Below are 18430 nucleotides of genomic sequence, written 5' to 3'. Positions count from 1 at the left end.
GAGGCGTGGCGGGGTGCGACGTTTACGGTGCGACACCGTCGAGTGGCACATGGCGCGAGAGAAATGCGTCCACTACCTTGTTGAACGTCTCGGCGTCCTCGAAGTAGGTTGAGTGCCCGGTGTCTGGAAAGGTATGGGACTCGGCACCGGGGATCAGCGTTGCCACATGCAGGTGGCTTTCCGGATTGAGGAAATCGTCGTGCGATCCGCCAGCGATCATCGTTGGTACCGCGTAGCCGGCCAGGTCTCGCGGATGCAGCTTGACGCAGTCATCCGCCATTGGCGTGGAATCGAAGCCCGGATTGAGCTGCTTGATCTGGCTGTAGAGGAACGCCACATCGGGACGTTCCTGAATTGTCTTTCGGTTCCAGCCTATGCCGGCATCCCGTTCGGATTTGGCGCGATTGAAGATGCCTGTGGCGCGTCGTAGGGTCTGCCAGTTCTCTTCCGAGTAGGCAGGCGTGGGGGAACCGTTGATGAATAGGCAGGACACCCGGTCCGGATGCCGGACAGCGAAGGGAAGGCCGGCCCAGGCGCCCAGGGACTGGCAGACCAGCGCGGCGCAAGCAATGTTCTCGGCGTCCAGAATGGCGCGCAGGTCGTCGGGGAAATCGACGGGATGCGAGACAATGCCCGGCGCGCACACCGAGTTCTTGAAGCCTCGCAGGTCGACAGTGATGACTCGGTAGCGATCGCGAAAATGCGGTACTTGTTGATAGAACGCCATCGTATTGCCGCCGCCTCCGTGAATAAAGACCACCGGATAGCCTGAGCCGTGTACTTCGTAGTAGAGCGTAGTGTCGTTGCGTTGAATCGTAGGCATGGCGGGCCTCCTTGTCGGTGACGGGACGCCACCGCTGTTGTTGGGGTGGAGGCATTGTTCGACAGCGAGGCTTGTGGCACAAACCAGAAATTCTTTGGGGCATGCGTTTTTCTTATCGCTCAGGTCATGGGTTTCATCCATGCTCTGCGTTCGAGCCGATTGCCGCACCCAGGCATCCTTGCTATCGTTTTCACGAAGGCTTGCCATCCACGGTTCCGACATGAAACTCAAGCAACTACAGGCGCTGCGAGCGGTCGCTGAAACGGGCAGCCTGCAAGGCGCAGCCCGACGGCTTTGCGTGACCCAACCAGCGGTCAGCCGCGCCATCATCGAGCTGGAGGGCGAGCTTGGCCTGCCGCTGCTGGTACGGGCGGCGCGCGGCGCCTCGCTGACGGAGTTCGGCGCAGCGATGCTGAAGCGGGCGCAGGTCATCGACCGGGAAGTGGGACGGATCTACGATGCGGCCGAAGCCATGCGCGGAACCATTGGCGGTCGCCTGTGCATTGCGATCACACCGGCGTCGGCGACGGGTACGTTTGTCGACGCCATGACTGCGTTCACGCAGTCTCGTCCGGAGGTGCAGGTCAGTATCGTGGAGCTGCGCAGGGCGCAGATCGTGGCCGGCCTCAACGATGGCAGCCTGGATGTCGCATTGTTTCCCGAGTATGGATTCCTCGAAGACGCTGCCTATTACAAGATTGAGCCGCTATATGAAATCGGCTCGGCGCTGGCGGTTAGCCGTTTGTATGTAGGCCCGCTCGATGTCACGGTCGAGGACCTGCAGGCGATGCAATGGATGGTTCTCGATGCCGCAAGTGACGAATCCAGCCTCATGCGGACGCTCTTCGCCGCACACGCTCTGGCTCCGCCGGCTCGGGTGCTGCGGTGCACGTCCGCCTATGTCTACGCCGAGTTGGTGACAAGGCTGAATGTCGTGTCGACCTGGAGCGATGCCGGCGCGAAGGTGCTGAATGAGCGCCTTCGGGCCGGCTCCATGCGTCGACTGAATGTGGCCGGCGGCACGCCGCGCGGCGCGATATGCGTCGCCTATCCAAACGAGGATCTGATGACCGCAGCGGCGCGCGATTTCATCGGCTGGCTGCGTACGGCATTGCACAAGTCTGGCTCGGAAGGTGTGACTGTCGGTATCGATTAGGTATCGACTAGCCGCCGCTGCCCGCAGGGCCACCCCCGGTCGCGGCCGGCGCCTCCAGGCTGCGCTCCAGCAGCGTCAGGTCGTCCCGCAGCAATTGCAGGATGGCCGCCGGACCAGGCTGGTCCAGGGCGCGGCTGGCGGGCAACTCCACCGCGCGCAATGCCATGTCCGCGATCTGGCCGGCCACGTCCTCCATGGATACCTCTCCGGCGGGACTGAACCACCACCCCGTCCAGTTGCACATGCCGATGATCGAGAATGCCGCGACCTTGGCATCCATCACGCGGAACCGCCCCTGGTCGATACCGGACTCGATGGCTTGCCGGAACTGGGCGAGCACGGCGCGCCGCGATTGCTCGGCCAGTTTGCGCTGCTTCGGCGGCAGGTTGTTCTCATTGCGCTCCACTACCCTGAACTGCAACGGGTGGGACAGGATCAGCATCGCGTGACGCATCACCAGGTGACGCAGGATGCCGGCAGGCGTGCGCATCTCTTCGGGGATCGCCTCCGTAGCCAGATCGGCGGCGGTACGCGTCACCGCGGTGGTCAGTTCATCAAGAATCGCTTCCTTGCTCTTGAAGTAGTAGTACAGCGCCGGGCGGCTCAATCCCACGGCGTCGGCAATGTCGTTCAGCCCGGTGCCGTCGAAACCGCGCTCGATGAACAGGCGGGTCGCCACCTCCAGGATCGATTCCCGCAACGCATCGCTCTTCGTCTGTGTCTTCGCCATCGCTTGTCATTCGCATTTTCGACGCAGGCGTCGAGAAGTTCATCACGATAACCAAAAAATCGACCGGGTGCCAGTGCCGGATCGGCATCTTGGTGCGCTCGAATATCGCATTTTCGTGCTCAATACGCGACTTTTAGCGGGAATTTCGACGTGTACGAAAAATATTTACGTATGCGTCGAAAAATGGACTATTCTGTAAAAAACGGAGTGAGTGACGATGACAATCAAGACGCCCCCCAGCGCTTCGCCCGCGCCTTCCGGCCCGGTTGCGGGCTTTCTCAATACGGACTGGAATCCCCGTGACGTGCCACCCGGCACCGTGACGCGCAACGTAGTGCTGCGCACGGAGGATGGTGCGGCCACGAGCGGATCGCTCTATGCCGCCGGCCAGCCGGATACCGTGGTCTGCATCATGCATCCCCGCGAGTTCATGGCTTGCCACTACCTGATTCCCGACATCGTCGAAGCGGGTTATGCGGCGTGGTCGCAGTCGCCGCGTTCGGTCGGCAACGACCAGCGCCTGGAGCATGAATTCGCGCTGTACGACGTGGCGGCCGGTGTGCGCTTCCTGCGTGAAGCGGGCTTTCGCCGCATCGTGCTGCTGGGCAATTCGGGCGGCAGCGGCTTGTATGCCCTGTACGTCCAGCAGTCGAATGCCGCGCCCGCAGCGCGCATCGGCCGGACGCCCGGCGGCCGCGCCACCAATCTTGCGTCGGCGCTGATGCCGGCGGTGGACGGCGTCGTCTTCGTCGCGCCGCACCCCGGCCAGGGCGTGCTGCTGCAAGGCTGCATCGATCCTGCGGTGGCCGACGAGCGCGATCCGCTGTCCGTCGACGCGGCGCTCGATGCATTCTCCGCGGCCAACGGCTTTGCGCCGGCCCCTGCCTCATCGAGCTATCGCGCTGACTTCGTCGTGCGCTATCGCGCCGCGCAGATGGCACGGGTGCAGCGCCTGGACGAACTGGCCAGGACGATGATCGCCGAGCGCATGGATGCGCGTGCCGAAGTGAAGCGCAATCCCGCTACCGTCAGCGATGCCATCCGCCGCCGCGCCGCCCATACGCAGCTCTTCACGGTCTGGCGCACCGATGCCGACCTGCGCTGCTTCGACCTGTCGCTCGATCCGTCCGATCGCAAGTACGGGTCGCTCTGGGGCGCGGACCCGTTCGCCTCCAACTACGGCTCGGTCGGCTTTGCGCGCACCTGCTCGCCCGAGAGCTGGCTGTCGACGTGGTCGGGGCTGTCGTCGAATGCCGCGCTGTCCCGCACGGCCCCGGCCATCAGCCAGCCCACCTTGCTGATCGAGTACACGGGTGACCAGGCCTGCTTCCCGACGGTCATCGCCGACATCTTCCACGGCATTGGCAGTGCCGAAAAGCAATGCCACCGTGTTCGTGGCGACCACCATGGCCGCGCGCTGGCCAAAGGCGAAGAGCCGGGCCGCTACAAGGCCGGACGCCTGCTGCAGGCGTGGCTGCGAGAAACCTTCCCGCAATAACGCATCCGCAATAACGCACCCGATTTGGACTTTTCCGGAGACGCAACGATGCATGCAAGTTCCACCCGGCCTGACGCCGCCCCGCTGCGCTTGCGCGGCGTCGACCATACGGCCCGGCCGACCTGGCGGTTGAAGGACACAGTCACGTTCTATCGCGACATCCTCGGCCTGCCGCTGATCCACACCATCTCGGCGCGTGGCTGGGGCACCGCGACGCACCCCGATTTCCTGCACTTTTTCTTCGACAGCGGCAACGGCAGCACCATCGCTTTCTTCTACTACCTTGGCAGCGTCGAGCCGGAGGTCCTGGCCGGCCGGGCCAGCCAGCCGCCGCGCCCGGACGACCACGTTTTCGATGCCACCCACACGGCATGGCTGGTCGATACGCAGGAAGAACTGCAGGCATGGAAGGCGCGCCTGGAAGCGCGCGGCGTGGTGGTGTCCACGGAAACCGCGCACGAGGTGATCGAATCGATCTACTTCCGCGACCCGAACGGCTACTTCATCGAGATCACGCGCAAGCTGCGGCCGCTCGAAGCGCTGGACGCCCGCGATGCCGATGCGACGCTGTCCGCGGCCATCGAACTGGAGGACGAGGCGCAAGCCAGCGACGCACGCGTGACCTCGATCGATGATATCTGGCTGCGCAAGGCAGAGATCCTGGGCCGCCGCCTGAACCTGGGCCAGGAGTGTCACGCATGAGCAAGTCTTCGCTGCGCATCTTCGTGCTGAACGTGCCCGAGTTCGCCTCGCTGGCGGAAGCCGCGCGCCGCATGCCGGCCTGCCACGTCAGCGACCTCGGCGACTATACCGTGATTGCCTCGGGCGAGCCTGTCGAGTTCGGGCGTCGCGCACTGGGACTGAAGCCGGCCGTCTGGTATGGCCTCTTCACCGGCGGCCTCGATGGAAGGATCGAGTCGTTCGGCCGCGACACGGTGCGCATCGTGCCACGTGGTCAAGAGACCGCCTGACAAGCAGAATACAAAGCAGGAGACAAGCATGACCGGAATTCAGTTTCCGATCCAAGGCGTGGTGTATTGCCCGCCAGCGGACGCGGCCAGGTACTTCGAGACCGGCGCGTGGGTAGACGACACGCTCGGCGGCGCGCTGCGCAAGGCAGCGCGGCGTCACCCCGACCGCTTCGCCTTTATCAGCGACGAGCGCTCGATCACTTTCGCCGAACTCGACGAGCGCAGCGAGCGCCTTGGCGCCGCACTGCACCAGCTTGGTCTCAGGCCAGGGGATCGCGCAATCTTCCAGATGGGCACCACGATCGATACGGTGGTGGCGCTGATGGGCTGCTACAAGGCCGGCGTGATTCCCGTATGCGCGGTGCCGCAATACCGCGAAGTCGAGATTGGCCAGTTGTCCGCGCAGGCGGAACCGCGTGCCTACTTCGTGCAGGCCGACTTCACCGCCTTCGACCTGGCCGGATTTGCGCGCGGCATGGCGCAGCGCCATCCCTCGCTGCAACACCTGATCGTGGCGCGCGGCAACCCCATGCCGGGGCAGGCCCGGCCGGATGAGCACGGCCTGGACGCGCTGATCGACGGCATCCCCTACGAAACAGCGGTGGCTGTGCTGGCCGGGGTACGGATCGGAAGCCAGGACGTTCTCAGCTTCCAGTTGTCCGGCGGCACCACCGGCGTGCCGAAGATCATTCCACGCTTCCATGCGGAGTACATCGGCCATGCGCTGGCCTGCATGCGCCAGCTCGGCCAGACCGAGCACAGCCGCCTGATCTGGTCGCTGCCGCTGCTGCATAACGCCGGCCAGCTATACGTGCTGGTGCCGGTTGTGGCCGGCGGCATGACGTCGGTGCTGATGCCGCGCGTGGACATCGCGCGCATGCTCGAACTGATCGAACAGCATCGCATCACGCACGGCATGTCCATCGGACCGGTCGCGCCGCAGATGATCGCCTATCAGGAGATCGCGCGGCACGATCTGTCATCGCTCGAACTGTTCGGCACGATGACGCGTGCCGACGCGCTGGAAGCTCACCTCGGGGTGCCATGCTTCAACCTGTTCGGAACCACCGAAGGGCTGCTGCTGGGCGCGGGCGCGCGCTTCCCGGCGGCGGTCCGCCACGGCACGCAAGGCTTCTCCGGCTGCCCGGATGACGAGATCCGCCTGCTGGTGCCGGGAACGGACGAGCCGGCCCCGCAGGGAACGCCCGGCGAACTGTGCTTCCGCGGTCCGTCGAGCCTGCGGGGCTACTACCAGGCGCCCGAAGCGTCAGCACAAACGCTGATGCGGGACGGCTTCGTGCGCTCCGGCGACCTCATGACCGAACGTGTCATCGACGGCTTGCGCTGCTTCGCCTTCGAAGGCCGGCTGCGCGACAACGTGAACCGCGGCGGCGAGAAGATCGGATCGGAAGAGGTGGAAGCGTATGTCAGCCGCCATCCGGCGGTGGCGGACGCCAAGCTCGTGGCGATGCCGGACCCGCTCTACGGCGAGAAGGGTTGCATCTACCTGATCCTGCGCGCGGGGCAGGCGGCACCCGGCGTGGCGGAGCTGGCCGCTTTTCTGGTCGAGCAGGGGCTTGCGAAGTTCAAGTGTCCCGAGCGCATCGAAGTCGTCGAGGAGTTTCCGGTGACTCGCGTCGGGAAAGTCGACAAGGGTGCGCTGCGGGCAATGGTGGCACGCCGGCTCGATGAGGAGACGGGTAGTCAGGGAGCAGATGAACGGAGGGTCTCGGCATGACCTGTACCGAAGCCGTAGTTGCCGATACACCGTTCACCGTGCGTCGGCGCATCAGGTGGGGCGAATGCGATCCGGCTGGCGTGGTCTACACGCCATGCTTTTCGGAGTACGTGATTGCCACCGCGGACTTGTTCTACGAGCGTCTGTTTGGCGGGCTCCCGCAACACGCCAAGGACGAGCTTGGATTCGGCACGCCGACGCGCGCATTGGCATTCGACTTCCGCCGCTCGCTGTGGCCGGATGAATCGATCGATATCGAGGTTTCGGTCGAGGCCATCGGCACGCGGACCTACACGCTGGCGATCACCGCGCGCATGAGCGAAGGCGGCGAGACCGCTTTCGTCGCCCGCCTCACGCCGATCTGCGTGCGCCGCGGGACGCGCGATGCGATCAGCGTGCCCGCCGCGCTGCGCAACGCACTGGAACAGTACCGGCGCCACTGCGAGACCGCTTGCAATACCGATCCGCGCGCCAACCCATCTCATCGAGGCCAACCAGCATGAACAGTCGTACCTACCGCATCGGGCAGATCGTGCCCAGCTCCAACACGACGATGGAAACCGAGATCCCGGCGATGCTGCGTGCGCGGGAACAGATCCTGCCGGATCGATTCACTTTCCATTCGAGCCGCATGCGCATGCACCGCGTGGTGCGCGAAGAACTGGAGGCCATGAACCGGGAAGGGCTGCGCTGTGCCGCCGAGCTGGCCGACGCGCGCGTCGACGTGATGAGCACGGCCTGCCTGGTCGCCATCATGGCAATGGGCCCCGGCTACCACCGGCAGGTGGAGCAGGACTTGTTGCGCGTGGCGCGCGAGAACCACTGCGATGCACCGGTGATGACATCGGCAGGCGCGCTGGTTGCGGGCCTGAAGTCGATGGGCGCGCGCCGGATTGCGCTGATGGCGCCGTACATGAAACCGCTGACCGACGCGGTGGTCAAGTACATCGAGCATGAAGGCATCGAAGTGCTGGACGCGCTGTCGTTCGAGATCCCCGACAACCTGGAGGTCGGGCGTCGCGATCCCCTGCAGTTGCTACAGGACGTCAGGCGCCTGAATACCGCCAATGCCGACGTCGTGGTGCTGTCGGCCTGCGTGCAGATGCCGTCGCTACCCGCGATCCAGGCGGCGCAGGACGCCGTTGGCCTGCCGGTCACGTCGACCGCAGTCTGCACGGTCCGCCAGATGCTGGAGCACCTTGACCTGGCACCGGTCGTTCCCAATGCCGGCGCGCTCCTTGCGCCGGCCAGCAAGCAACAGAGCAAGTAAGAGGCTTACCATGAATGTCGCCGTTATCGGAGGCGGGCCGGCCGGCCTGTACTTCTCGCTGCTGCTCAAGCAGCGGCATCCTGAAGATCATATCGTCGTGCATGAGCGCAACGAGGCAGGCGCCACCTACGGTTGGGGCGTGGTGTTTTCGGACATCGCGCTGTCCTTCCTGGAGGAAGCGGATCCGGCCTTCTTCCGGAAGTTCACCGCGCATCATCAGCGTTGCGACTATATGGAGGTCACCCACAAAGGGGTGCGGGTGCCGCTGCATAACAACCACTTCTCGCGCACCTCGCGCATCGACCTGCTGCGCGTGCTGCAGGAGGCGTGCGCCGAGGCGGGTGTCGAGATTCGGTATGGCAGCCGCGTGAACGATCCGGCCGAACTGCCGGACGCCGACATCGTCGTGGCGGCCGACGGCGTCAACAGCGAAGTGCGAAGCCGGTTGGCGGAGCATTTCCAGCCGAGCTTCGACGTGCGTCGCAACAAGTTCGCCTGGTACGGTACCCGTCAGCTGTTCCACCCGGTCTCGCTGATCTTCCGCGAGACCGGGTACGGGGTGTTCATTGCGCACGCGTACCAGTACAGCGATACGCTGTCGACCTTCCTGGTGGAGGTGGATCCCGATACCTGGCATCGCGCGGGCCTGGACACCGCAAGCGAAGAGGAGAGCCGCGCGTTCTGTGAACAGGTCTTTGCGCAAGACCTGGGCGGCCACTCCCTGCTCGGCAATCGCTCGAACTGGTTCCAGGCGAGCGTGGTGCGCAACGAGCACTGGTCGCACGGCAAGGTGGTCTTGCTGGGTGACGCGCTGCGCAGCGTGCATTTCTCGCTGGGCTCCGGCACCCGCATGGCGATGCAGGATGCGATCGCGCTGTGCGATGCCGTCTGTGCGCATCGCGACGACGTACCGGCGGCGTTCCAGGCATTCGAGAGCAGCCGGCGCGATGCGTCGGCCAAGTTCCAGGACGCGGCGCGCCGCAGCCTCGACTGGTATGAGTCGGTCGACAGCAAGATGCATCTCGATCCGGTCGCGTTCGCCTACGACTACATGCTGCGCACCGGCAGGGTCACACATGAAGACCTGCGCCAGCGCGACCCGGAATTTATCGCCCGCGTGGAAGCGGGTGGCTATCACCAGCCTGACCAGCCCAACGCTGCCGCGGCATAGGCGTCGGCCGAAGCGCAAACCTCAGCTCTTTACCCGCACAAGCCGCAGCATAGCGGCTGTGCGTTGACCATCCCAGGAGACAACATGACTGCCCCATCCGCCCCCCGCGATGCGGCGGCCGCCGCCCCTGCGCGCGCCGCCGTCAACGTACGCGAGTTCATCGACGCAGCCCGCCTGTCCGGCCTGCAGTTGCGCATCATCGCGCTGTGCTTTGCGATCGTCGCGCTGGACGGCTTCGATATTGCCATCATCGGTTTCCTTGCGCCCCATATCCGCAGCGAATGGTCGCTGTCGATGGTGGCGTTGGGGCCGCTGTTCTCCGCCGGGCTGCTCGGGCTGATGACCGGCGCCTTTCTTTGTGGTCCGCTTGCCGATCGCATCGGCCGGCGCCGTGTGCTGGTGTTGTCGGTGGCGTGGTTCGGCGCCGCCTGCGCGGCATCCGCCGCGGCGCCCGGCATCGGCTGGCTGATCGCGCTGCGGTTCCTGACCGGGCTCGGATTGGGCGGCGCCATGCCCAATGCCATCACGCTGACCGCCGAGTTCAGTCCGTCGCGCCGCCGCGGCATGTTGCTGACAGTGATGTTCTGCGGGTTCTCGCTCGGCTCGGCGCTTGGCGGCGTGGTGACCGCATACCTGATCGAACATGCCGGCTGGCGCGGCGTGCTGGCACTGGGCGGGGCACTGCCGCTGGTGCTGGTGCCGGTACTGGCGCTGGCCTTGCCGGAATCGGTGCGCTACCTCGCCACGCGCGAAGGCATGCAGGCGCGCATCGCCGCCATCCTGTCGCGCATCGATGCCGGCAGGGTTTGTGACGACGCGAGGTACGTCGCCGATGAGCCGGACGGCCCCGGTTCACCCGTCAGCCAGCTCTTTGCGTCGCGTTACCGGCAGGGGACGCTGTGGCTCTGGCTGGCGTTCTTCTGCAGCCTGCTGTTGCTGTACCTCATGATCAACTGGCTGCCGATCCTGGTCCAGCGCAGTGGCCTGTCGCTGAAGGAAGCTTCGATGCTCGCCGGGCTGCTGCAAGGGGGAGGCGTGGCGGGTGCCGTCGTGCTGGGCGTGCTGCTGGACCGGTTCAACCCCTATGCCGTGGTGGCCGCAGCCTACACGATGGGGGCGATCGCCGTGGCATGCCTGGCTTCCGTGAGCGCGCCGATGGCGATGGCAGCGGCCATCTTCGTCACCGGATTTTGCGTCAGCGGTTCACAGGTCTGCGCCAATGTGCTGGCCTCGGCGTTCTATCCGACTTCGAGCCGTGCCACGGGCGTGGCATGGGCGCTCGGCATCGGACGGGTGGGGGCCATCGCGGGCTCGCTCGGCGGCGCATGGCTGTTGTCGGCCGGCTGGAGCAATGCGGCGCTTTATCTCCTGCTGGCAATTCCGGCGGTGGTCGCGGCGTTCGGCATCTACCGGACCGGGCGCGTCCAGGTTACGCTCAAAACCCCTGGCCCTGACATCCGTGCGGACCTCACCCGGATCGAAGCCGCTACCCAGTTCCCTGAATAAGACGATGGACAAGAACATGAGGATGAAGCTTCCCGAGGTCCGCCCAGGCTGGCTTGTCCGGCTCGCGCACTGCTTGCTCCTGGCGTTGGTGCCTGCCATGGCGAGTGCCGCCGGCACACCGGACGTGGCGGCATCCCCGCCGGGTTCCGGCTTCCGTACCAACCTGGTCCTGCTCGGAACCGCCGGGGGCCGCACGTCCTACGGAGGCACGCCTCTGGCGGGCATTTCCTCGGCACTCGTCGTGGACGGGGACGTGTATCTGGTCGACTTTGGCGCGGGGTGGCTGCGCCGGTACCTCCAGGCCGGTCTGGGGAACCTGCCGGGCAAGCCCGGACTGTCCTCGCTGCGCGCGGCATTCATCACGCACCTGCACGCCGATCACGTCGTGGACTATCCGGCGTTGTTCCTGTTCGGGACCACGGACGGACTGGCGGCGCGCAAGACGCCGGTGCGCGTGTTCGGACCTGGCCCGCGTGGCTCGCTGGTCCCAGTGGCCGGTGCCAGCCGGACCGATGTCCCGGTGATCCACCCGGAAGATCCCACGCCCGGAACTGTCGCCATGACCGAGTCCATCTACAAGGCTTTCGCCAACGATATCAACGACAACATCCGCGACAGCCAGAAGCCGGATCCGCATACCCTGGTCGCGGTGGAAGACATCAAGGTGCCCAAGGGCGTGGTAGCGGACGCCAACCGCGGCACCGCGCCGGACATGCAGCCTTTTCCCGTCTACCAGGACGACAAGGTCAAGGTCACCGCGATTCTGGTCAGCCACGCGCCGGTGTATCCGTCGTTCGCGTTCCGCTTCGATACGGCAGACGGCTCCGTGGTGTTCTCGGGCGATACCAGTCCGAGCCAGAACCTCATACGCTTGGCCAAGGGGGCGGATGTCCTGGTGCACGAGGTCATCGACACGCACTGGATCGACGAGTTCCTGCCCAAGCCACGCAATGCGGCGCAGGAGGCCAAGGCGCGCCACTTGCTCGAAGCCCACACCGCTGTCGAGTCGGTGGGTGCGGTCGCGCAGGCGAGCGGGGTGAAAACCCTGGTCTTGTCGCACCTGGCGCCGGCCGACAGCAGCGAGAGCCGGTGGCGCCGCGCGCAGGATGGGTATTCCGGCCGGGTCGTGGTCGGCAAGGATCTCATGTGGCTGGGCATAGGCTCGCCCGTGGCCGCTGGCAAGGCACGTTAGAGGGTTGTCGCGGCAAGCGAAAACAATAAGCGGAGCCGGATACCGGCCTACCTTGCATTTGCCGGCCTGGCGCTGCGCCACTGCGTCGGCGTCATGCCGAACTGCGCCGCGAACCAGCGTACGAACGAGCCATAGGTGGAATAGCCAAGCGATTCGGCAATGCGTCCGAGCGAGTAGCTTCGGTTGTCCATATAGTGGATAACGAGATCGCGCCGCACGCCATTGACCATGTCCGAGAAGATCTTCCCGGCGCCTTCGAGCTGGCGCTGCAGGGTACGCACGTTCATCCCCAGTCCCTGGGCAACCTGCTCGATCGTCGCGCGCCCCGCCGGCAGCATCAGGTAGATCGCCTTGCGCACCTCGAGCACGATTGACGGCTCGTTGGCTCCCGGCAGGCCCGCAAGCAGGCGTTGTGCATGGCGTGCCATGACAGGGTCGGCAATCGGGTTGGGCAAGTCCAGGTCGGCGGCGCGGCAGATCAAGCCGTTGAAGGCGCTGGCGAACTCCAGTTTCCCCCCGAAGATGCGGCGGTGCAGCCTCAGGTCATCGGGAGCGTCATGGGTGAAATGGACGCCAAGGGGTTGCCAGGACGTGCCAAGCAGTGTGCTGCACAGGCGTGAAAGCGTGCCCAGTGCCAGCTCGACCGACTGCACGGTCGGCCCGGCTTCATCCGCGACGACGTCCTCCCGCACGATGACCTTCCTGCCGCTCTCCTCGATACGGATCACCAGGAACTCGTTCATCAGGTGCCGATACTGGACCATGGTTCCAAGCGCGTCGCGCAGCGTCTTTTGATGGGTGAGCAACACCGCGACGACCCCGAGGTCGGACAGTTGCCACAACTCGGCCATGCGCAGCCCGAAGGTCGGGCATTGCGTGAGCCGCGCTGACGCTTCCAGCAAGGTCACGGCGGCACTCCCGGAAATCCAGTGTTCCGGGTCCGCAAGCTTGTCGCTGCTCAATCCGAGCTTGCGCAGCAGCGGCTGCGGTTCCAGGCCCAATTGCCGCGCAACCTTGAAATAGTGGGTCAGCACGCCAGTGCGAATCAATGTGCCCATTGCCTCTCCTTCACTCGTGTGCAGCCCGGAACCGCTCGTTCCGGGGAAACCCGAACGCCCCGGCATTCTGTCATGAAATGAGATATGAATGTCGTGAAATGAGAGAACACGGCTGATCCGGGGTTACTAGACTGATCGCATCAATCGACGACAGACGGAACCCCATGGCAGCCCCGCAGAACGGTCCGGGCAGGCTTTCGACCAGCAACGCCGATCAGGTCAGGCGCATCGTCGGGATCCTGAAATCCCTGAATCTGGAGGTGGCCACGCCGGACGAGACGCGCGACATGCTCCAGCTGAAGGGCAGGCATGCGGTCGCGTTCTGAGCAGTCATCGCCCACGAGCCATTCAAGTCAACTGATACCCGACCCGGCCGCCGCAATTTGCTGCGACGCCGGTCAATCAATCCCTTATCACGGAGATAGACATGCAATTCCTGGATGATTCGCTGCACCCGGAGAACATGGACAAGGTGGTCATCACCGTGGCCCCGTACGGCCCGGAGTGGATGCCTGAAGATTTCCCGGAAGACATCCCGGTGACCATGGAAGAGCAGATCCAGAAGGCGGTGGATTGCTATGAAGCCGGCGCCAGCGTGCTGCACCTGCACGTGCGCGAGCCGGATGGCAAGGGCTCCAAGCGCCTGTCCATGTTCAACGAACTGATCGCCGGCGTGCGCAAGGCGGTGCCGGACATGATCATCCAGGTTGGCGGCTCGATCTCGTTCGCACCGGAAGATGAAGGCCAGGCCGCGAAGTGGCTGGACGATGACACGCGTCACGCGCTGGCGGACCTCGACCCCAAGCCGGACCAGGTGACGGTAGCACTCAACACCATCCAGATGAACATCATGGAGTTGATCTACCCGGAGTTCTACGAGAACACGCACATGGCCAACCCGGCCGTCTACGACGCGTACCGTGAAATGATCGTTCCGGCGGGACCGAACTGGGCGGAAGAGCACCTGCGCCGCCTGAGCAATGCCGGCATCCAGCCGCACTTTCAGCTGGTAGGCATGCATGCGCTCGAAACGCTGGACCGCATGGTTCGCAGGGGCCTCTATAAGGGCCCGCTGAACCTGACCTGCATCGGCATCGGCGGCGGCCACCATGGACCGCATCCCTACAACCTGTTCGACTTCATCCAGCGTGCGCCGGACGGCTGCACGATTACCTCCGAGTCGTTGTTCAAGAACGTGCTGCCGTGGAACACGATGGCGCTGGCCATGGGCATGCACGTGCGCTGCGGCATCGAGGACACCCTCATCGACCAGCACGGCAACCGCTTCACCTCGGTGCAGCAGATCCAGCAGACCGTGCGTATCGCCAAGGAACTGGGCCGCGAGATCGCCAATGGCAAGGAAGCGCGGGAAATCTACCGCATCGGCACCTGGTACAGCGATGTCGATGAAACCCTGGCCGCCAACGGCATGACCCCGAACCGCAAGCCGGGTGTCAAGAACGTGCCGTTGCGCCGCGCAGCCTGAGCATACGGCGCAGACAAGGAATCGATCCGGTTGATGTGTGCACGCCAGCCTGAATTGCTGCGACTGGATCGATCTGTTTCGACTTGATTCAAATAGGGATTGTCATGACTCGTACCGTCGTTCTCGTTACGGGAGCCACGTCTGGAATCGGCCGCGCCACTGCGCTTGCATTTGGCCGTGACGGGGCACAACTGGTTTGCTCCGGCCGCAATGCCGCCGCAGGCGCCGCACTGGTGTCTCAACTCCGGGAACTCGGCGCCGAGGCCGAGTTCGTGCCTGCTGACGTAGCCAACGAGGAGCAAGTCCGCAAACTCGTCGAGCATGCCGTTACCCGCTTTGGGCGGCTCGATGTCGCGGTGAACAGCGCAGGGACGGAAGGCACGCCAGGGTCGATCGTCGACCAGACCGTTGAATCCTATGCGACAACGTTCGACGCGAATGTCCTTGGGACGTTCCTGAGCATGAAATACCAGTTGCGCGTCATGCTGGAGCAGAAGGAGGGCGTTGTGATCAACCTCTCGTCCACCATGGGAAGCCGCGGCAATGCAAAGAACCCGATGTACGTGGCCAGCAAGCACGCGATCGAGGGCTTGACCAAGGCAGCCGCACTCGATGTGGCCGGTTCGAATGTCCGAGTGAATGCGGTTGCGCCCGGCCCGATCGAGACCGGCATGCTGGACCGCATTGCGGGAGGCGCCGGAAACGTTGCGGCAGTTGCCGCGGGTATCCCCGCAGGTCGCATTGGCTCCCCCGAGGAGGTCGCCGACGCCATCGTGTTCATGGCATCAACCCGGTCCAGGTACATAACGGGCCAGATTCTCGCAGTCAATGGCGGCAAGACAGCAATGTAGTCGCCGGCACGCTGGGCCTGCCAGGCGCGCTCAGCCGCAATGAACAAAGTATTTCAGGAGACAAGTCATGGCAAAGGCAATCCGGTTTCACGAGACGGGCAGCGCTGATGTCCTCAAGCTCGAGACCGTGGAAGTCGGCGATCCGGGCCCCGGCCAGGCGCGCGTGAGGCATAGCTACATCGCCGTCAATTTCATCGATATCTATTTCCGCACCGGCCACTATCCGCTGGACCTGCCCAACGGCCTCGGCTCCGACGCCGTGGGCGTGGTCGAGGCCGTGGGTCCCGGCGTAACCGACGTCCGCGTGGGCGACCGCGTGGGCTACCTGCTAGGCCCGCAGGGCGCTTACTCGGACGTGCGGGTCATGCCCGCCGAGTGGCTGATCCCGCTGCCGGATGGCGTCTCCGACCGCGTTGCCTCCACGCTCGTCATGAAGGGGATGACGGCGCAATACCTGTTTCGCCAGGTCTACCCGCTCAAGGGCGGAGAGACCATCCTCTATCACGCCGCAGCCGGCGGCGTGGGCCTGATCGCCTGCCAATGGGCACGCGCGCTTGGCGTGAACATGATCGGCACGGTCAGCACCGACGAGAAGGCGGAGCTCGCCAGGGCCAATGGCTGCTCGCACGTCATCGTCACCTCGCGCGAGAACATCGTCGACCGCGTGATGGAAATCACCGACGGCAAGAAGGTCCCGGTGGTGTTCGATTCGGTCGGCAAGTCGACGCTGGACGCGTCGCTCTCCTGCCTGCAGGTGCGCGGCACGCTGGTCAGCAACGGCACGACTTCCGGTCCCGTCGAAATCGACAGCCGCACCCTCGCGGCAAAGGGCTCGCTCTGGGTCACGCGTCCGGCCATGGTGCACTACGCCACGCCGCGCTCGCACATGCTGTCCATGGCCAACGAGGTGTTCGACATGGTGATCGCCGGAAAGATTACCAGCGAGCCGAAGCAGCAGTTCGCGCTGGAAGATGCCGCACTGGCCCATCGCGCCCTGGAGAACAGGCAGACGAGTGGCGCGACGGTACTGGTGCCGTAGGTTCCATAGGACGGCTGCTTTCAACAAGGCAAGTGCACATTGCCGGAAGTTCCAAAACGGAGACTAGAGATGTCGAATCGACCTGCCTTCCTGCGCGTGCGCCGCGTTGCCGCCGCGACGATCCTGGCGCTTGCCATGCCTGCCGCCATGGCGTGGACCAACAAACCGGTTCGGGTGCTGGTGCCCGCACCGGCCGGCGGCACGATGGATGTGATGGCCCGCATGCTGTCCGAGCAACTCACGGCGGACCTGGGGCAGCCGGTGATCGTCGACAACAAGCCCGGTGCCGGCGGCGCCATCGCGATCGGCGCAATGCTGGCGGCGCCGCCCGACGGGCAGACCATCCTGGTGTCGGCGACCAATGTGCTGGCGGAAATCCCGCACGTGATGAAGGTGCCCTACGATCCGATGAAGGACGTGAAGCCGGTTGCAGCCGTGGCCAGATCGACGCTGCTGCTCGTCAGTGCGCCCAGCCTGCCGGCGAAGGACCTGCCGGGACTGATCAGCTATGCGAAGGCGCATCGGGGCACCCTGAGCTTCGCCACCTATGGCCCGGGCACGGCTTCGCAGTACGCCGGCATGATCATGAACCAGAAGGCCGGCATGGACCTCCAGAACGTTCCGTTCCCTGGGTCGCCGCTGGCCCTGACGCAGGTGATGGGCGGGCAGATCGCCGTGATGTATGACGGCATGGTGACCTCGCTGCCCTATCTCAAGGCAGGCAAGCTGAAAGCCTATGCCGTGGCCGGGAAGCAGCGGTCACCGCTGCTCCCGCAGGTGCCGACGTTCGCCGAGCTCGGTTATCCGGAAGTCGACTTCAGCAACTGGTCCGGCGTGTTCGTGTCGTCCAGGATGCCGGCGGAGCTGACCGAGAAGATCCAGGCCGCAGTCTACAAGGCAGCCTCGAGGGCCAGTGTGCAGGAACGAATTGCCGCGCTCGGGTTCGAGCCGCTACCGCCTCAAAGCCTTGGCCAGCTCAGCCACGATCTGCGCGCCGATTTCGAGCGGAATGCCGGAATCGTGAAGACCTTCCATATCCAGCCGGAATGACACCGAGCGACCATGCGAGTTGAACAACTTACCTGCGCAATCGGCGCGGAACTCATTGGGGTCAGCCTGGCCGATGCGATCCATGACGACGGCCTGTTCGCCGGCATCCGCGAGACGCTGCTCAGGCACCGCGTGCTGTTCCTGCGCGACCAGGACATCACGGCCGCGCAGCACGTGGCCGTTGCGCGCCGCTTCGGGGACCTGGAGGATCACCCCGTGACAGGTAGCGACCCGGAGAATCCAGGGCTGGTGCAGATCTACAAGACGCCCGAGAACCCGCCGGATCGCTACGAGAACGCCTGGCACACGGATGCCACCTGGCGCGAAGCACCGCCGCTCGGCGCCGTCCTGCGGTGCCGGGAGTGCCCGCCGGTCGGGGGCGACACCATGTGGGCCAACATGGCGCTGGCGTATGAAAACCTGCCGGCCCACGTCAAGGAGCAGATCGCCGACCTGCGGGCGCGTCACAGCATCGAGGCGAGCTTTGGCGCCGCCATGCCGATCGAAAAGCGGCTGGCGTTGAAAAGCCAGTTCCCCGACGCGGAACACCCGGTGGTGCGCATCCATCCGGAGACTGGCGAGAAGGTGCTGTTCGTCAACGGGTTTACCACGCACTTCACCAACTTCCACACGCCGGCGCGCGTGCGTTTCGGGCAGGACCACAGCCCCGGCGGCGCCGACCTGCTGCGCTACCTTGTGACGCAGGCATACATCCCCGAGCACCAGGTGCGCTGGCGCTGGAAGAAGAACAGCGTGGCGATCTGGGACAACCGGTCGACCCAGCATTACGCCGTCATGGACTATCCGCCGTGCCACCGGAGGATGGACCGCGCAACGATCATCGGAGACCGTCCCTTCTGATATCCGCGCAGGGGACGGAAGTGCGGGACT

General features: G+C 64.9%; 18 protein-coding genes and 1 pseudogene. 16 read left to right on the top strand and 3 right to left on the bottom strand.

The window, feature by feature from the left end:
- Positions 1-22 precede the first annotated feature (22 nt).
- Positions 23-1030, bottom strand: coding sequence for an alpha/beta fold hydrolase (locus AC3FKH_RS07145; protein WP_488674166.1), 1008 nt, complete (start codon positions 1028-1030; stop codon positions 23-25).
- A 13-nt stretch (positions 1031-1043) separates the two neighbouring features.
- On the opposite strand from AC3FKH_RS07145, the gene AC3FKH_RS07140 reads away from it, so the two are divergent.
- Entirely contained in the window at positions 1044-1979 is a 936-nt protein-coding gene (locus tag AC3FKH_RS07140) for a LysR family transcriptional regulator (protein ID WP_488674164.1), read from the top strand.
- Positions 1980-1986: 7 nt separating this feature from the next.
- Here the strand turns inward: AC3FKH_RS07140 and AC3FKH_RS07135 are convergent, their stop codons facing one another.
- Positions 1987-2709, bottom strand: coding sequence for a TetR/AcrR family transcriptional regulator (locus AC3FKH_RS07135; protein ID WP_488674162.1), 723 nt, complete (start codon positions 2707-2709; stop codon positions 1987-1989).
- A 217-nt stretch (positions 2710-2926) separates the two neighbouring features.
- On the opposite strand from AC3FKH_RS07135, the gene AC3FKH_RS07130 reads away from it, so the two are divergent.
- The 9 genes from AC3FKH_RS07130 to AC3FKH_RS07090 all read left to right on the top strand — a co-directional run bounded on the left by AC3FKH_RS07130 (position 2927) and on the right by AC3FKH_RS07090 (position 12055).
- Positions 2927-4207: an alpha/beta fold hydrolase gene (locus AC3FKH_RS07130; protein ID WP_488674160.1), complete on the top strand. Its 1281-nt coding sequence runs from the start codon at positions 2927-2929 to the stop codon at positions 4205-4207.
- Positions 4208-4255: 48 nt separating this feature from the next.
- A complete protein-coding gene (locus AC3FKH_RS07125; protein ID WP_488674158.1) occupies positions 4256-4909 on the top strand; it encodes a VOC family protein in 654 nt (217 codons plus the stop codon).
- A complete protein-coding gene (locus tag AC3FKH_RS07120) occupies positions 4906-5178 on the top strand; it encodes a hypothetical protein (protein ID WP_488674156.1) in 273 nt (90 codons plus the stop codon). Before AC3FKH_RS07125 ends, AC3FKH_RS07120 begins: the two co-directional genes overlap by 4 nt.
- Positions 5179-5206: 28 nt before the next feature.
- Positions 5207-6916, top strand: coding sequence for an AMP-binding protein (locus tag AC3FKH_RS07115; RefSeq protein WP_488674154.1), 1710 nt, complete (start codon positions 5207-5209; stop codon positions 6914-6916).
- On the top strand, positions 6913-7419 hold the full coding sequence (locus AC3FKH_RS07110) for an acyl-CoA thioesterase (RefSeq protein WP_488674152.1): 507 nt from the start codon (positions 6913-6915) through the stop codon (positions 7417-7419). The genes AC3FKH_RS07115 and AC3FKH_RS07110 overlap by 4 nt, the downstream gene beginning before the upstream one ends.
- Complete coding sequence (locus tag AC3FKH_RS07105; RefSeq protein WP_488674150.1) at positions 7416-8186, top strand: maleate cis-trans isomerase family protein; 771 nt, start codon at positions 7416-7418, stop codon at positions 8184-8186. The genes AC3FKH_RS07110 and AC3FKH_RS07105 overlap by 4 nt, the downstream gene beginning before the upstream one ends.
- 10 nt (positions 8187-8196) lie before the next feature.
- Positions 8197-9357, top strand: coding sequence for an FAD-dependent monooxygenase (locus AC3FKH_RS07100; protein WP_488674148.1), 1161 nt, complete (start codon positions 8197-8199; stop codon positions 9355-9357).
- An 84-nt stretch (positions 9358-9441) separates the two neighbouring features.
- The gene (locus AC3FKH_RS07095; RefSeq protein ID WP_488674146.1) at positions 9442-10863 is read left to right on the top strand and encodes an MFS transporter; all 1422 of its coding nucleotides are present in this window, start codon (positions 9442-9444) and stop codon (positions 10861-10863) included.
- A 16-nt stretch (positions 10864-10879) separates the two neighbouring features.
- The gene (locus AC3FKH_RS07090) at positions 10880-12055 is read left to right on the top strand and encodes an MBL fold metallo-hydrolase (protein WP_488674144.1); all 1176 of its coding nucleotides are present in this window, start codon (positions 10880-10882) and stop codon (positions 12053-12055) included.
- A gap of 47 nt (positions 12056-12102) precedes the next feature.
- On the opposite strand, the gene AC3FKH_RS07085 is transcribed toward AC3FKH_RS07090, so the two are convergent.
- Positions 12103-13113 carry an AraC family transcriptional regulator gene (locus tag AC3FKH_RS07085; protein WP_488674143.1) on the bottom strand — a complete coding sequence of 337 codons (1011 nt, stop codon included), beginning with the start codon at positions 13111-13113 and terminating at the stop codon, positions 12103-12105.
- 179 nt (positions 13114-13292) lie between these two features.
- Here AC3FKH_RS07085 and AC3FKH_RS07080 point away from each other — a divergent pair.
- The 6 genes and pseudogenes from AC3FKH_RS07080 to AC3FKH_RS07055 all read left to right on the top strand — a co-directional run.
- Positions 13293-13439, top strand: a pseudogene (locus AC3FKH_RS07080) (3-keto-5-aminohexanoate cleavage protein); the annotation flags it as partial.
- 101 nt (positions 13440-13540) lie between these two features.
- Positions 13541-14599 carry a beta-keto acid cleavage family enzyme gene (locus tag AC3FKH_RS07075; protein ID WP_488674141.1) on the top strand — a complete coding sequence of 353 codons (1059 nt, stop codon included), beginning with the start codon at positions 13541-13543 and terminating at the stop codon, positions 14597-14599.
- 104 nt (positions 14600-14703) lie between these two features.
- A complete protein-coding gene (locus AC3FKH_RS07070) occupies positions 14704-15450 on the top strand; it encodes an SDR family NAD(P)-dependent oxidoreductase (protein ID WP_488674139.1) in 747 nt (248 codons plus the stop codon).
- 67 nt (positions 15451-15517) lie between these two features.
- Entirely contained in the window at positions 15518-16489 is a 972-nt protein-coding gene (locus tag AC3FKH_RS07065; protein ID WP_488674137.1) for a quinone oxidoreductase family protein, read from the top strand.
- 69 nt (positions 16490-16558) lie between these two features.
- Positions 16559-17539, top strand: a complete 981-nt coding sequence (locus AC3FKH_RS07060) for a tripartite tricarboxylate transporter substrate binding protein (RefSeq protein WP_488674135.1) — start codon at positions 16559-16561, stop codon at positions 17537-17539.
- Positions 17540-17551: 12 nt separating this feature from the next.
- Positions 17552-18400 (top strand): TauD/TfdA dioxygenase family protein, encoded by an 849-nt coding sequence (locus tag AC3FKH_RS07055; RefSeq protein WP_488674133.1) that lies wholly within the window; start codon positions 17552-17554, stop codon positions 18398-18400.
- The last annotated feature ends 30 nt before the right edge of the window (positions 18401-18430 follow it).

Source organism: Cupriavidus sp. 21MJTG02-4 (genome assembly GCF_057798975.1).
The sequence above is the reverse complement of the archived record's forward strand: the minus strand, read 5'-3'. Positions and strand labels throughout refer to the sequence as shown.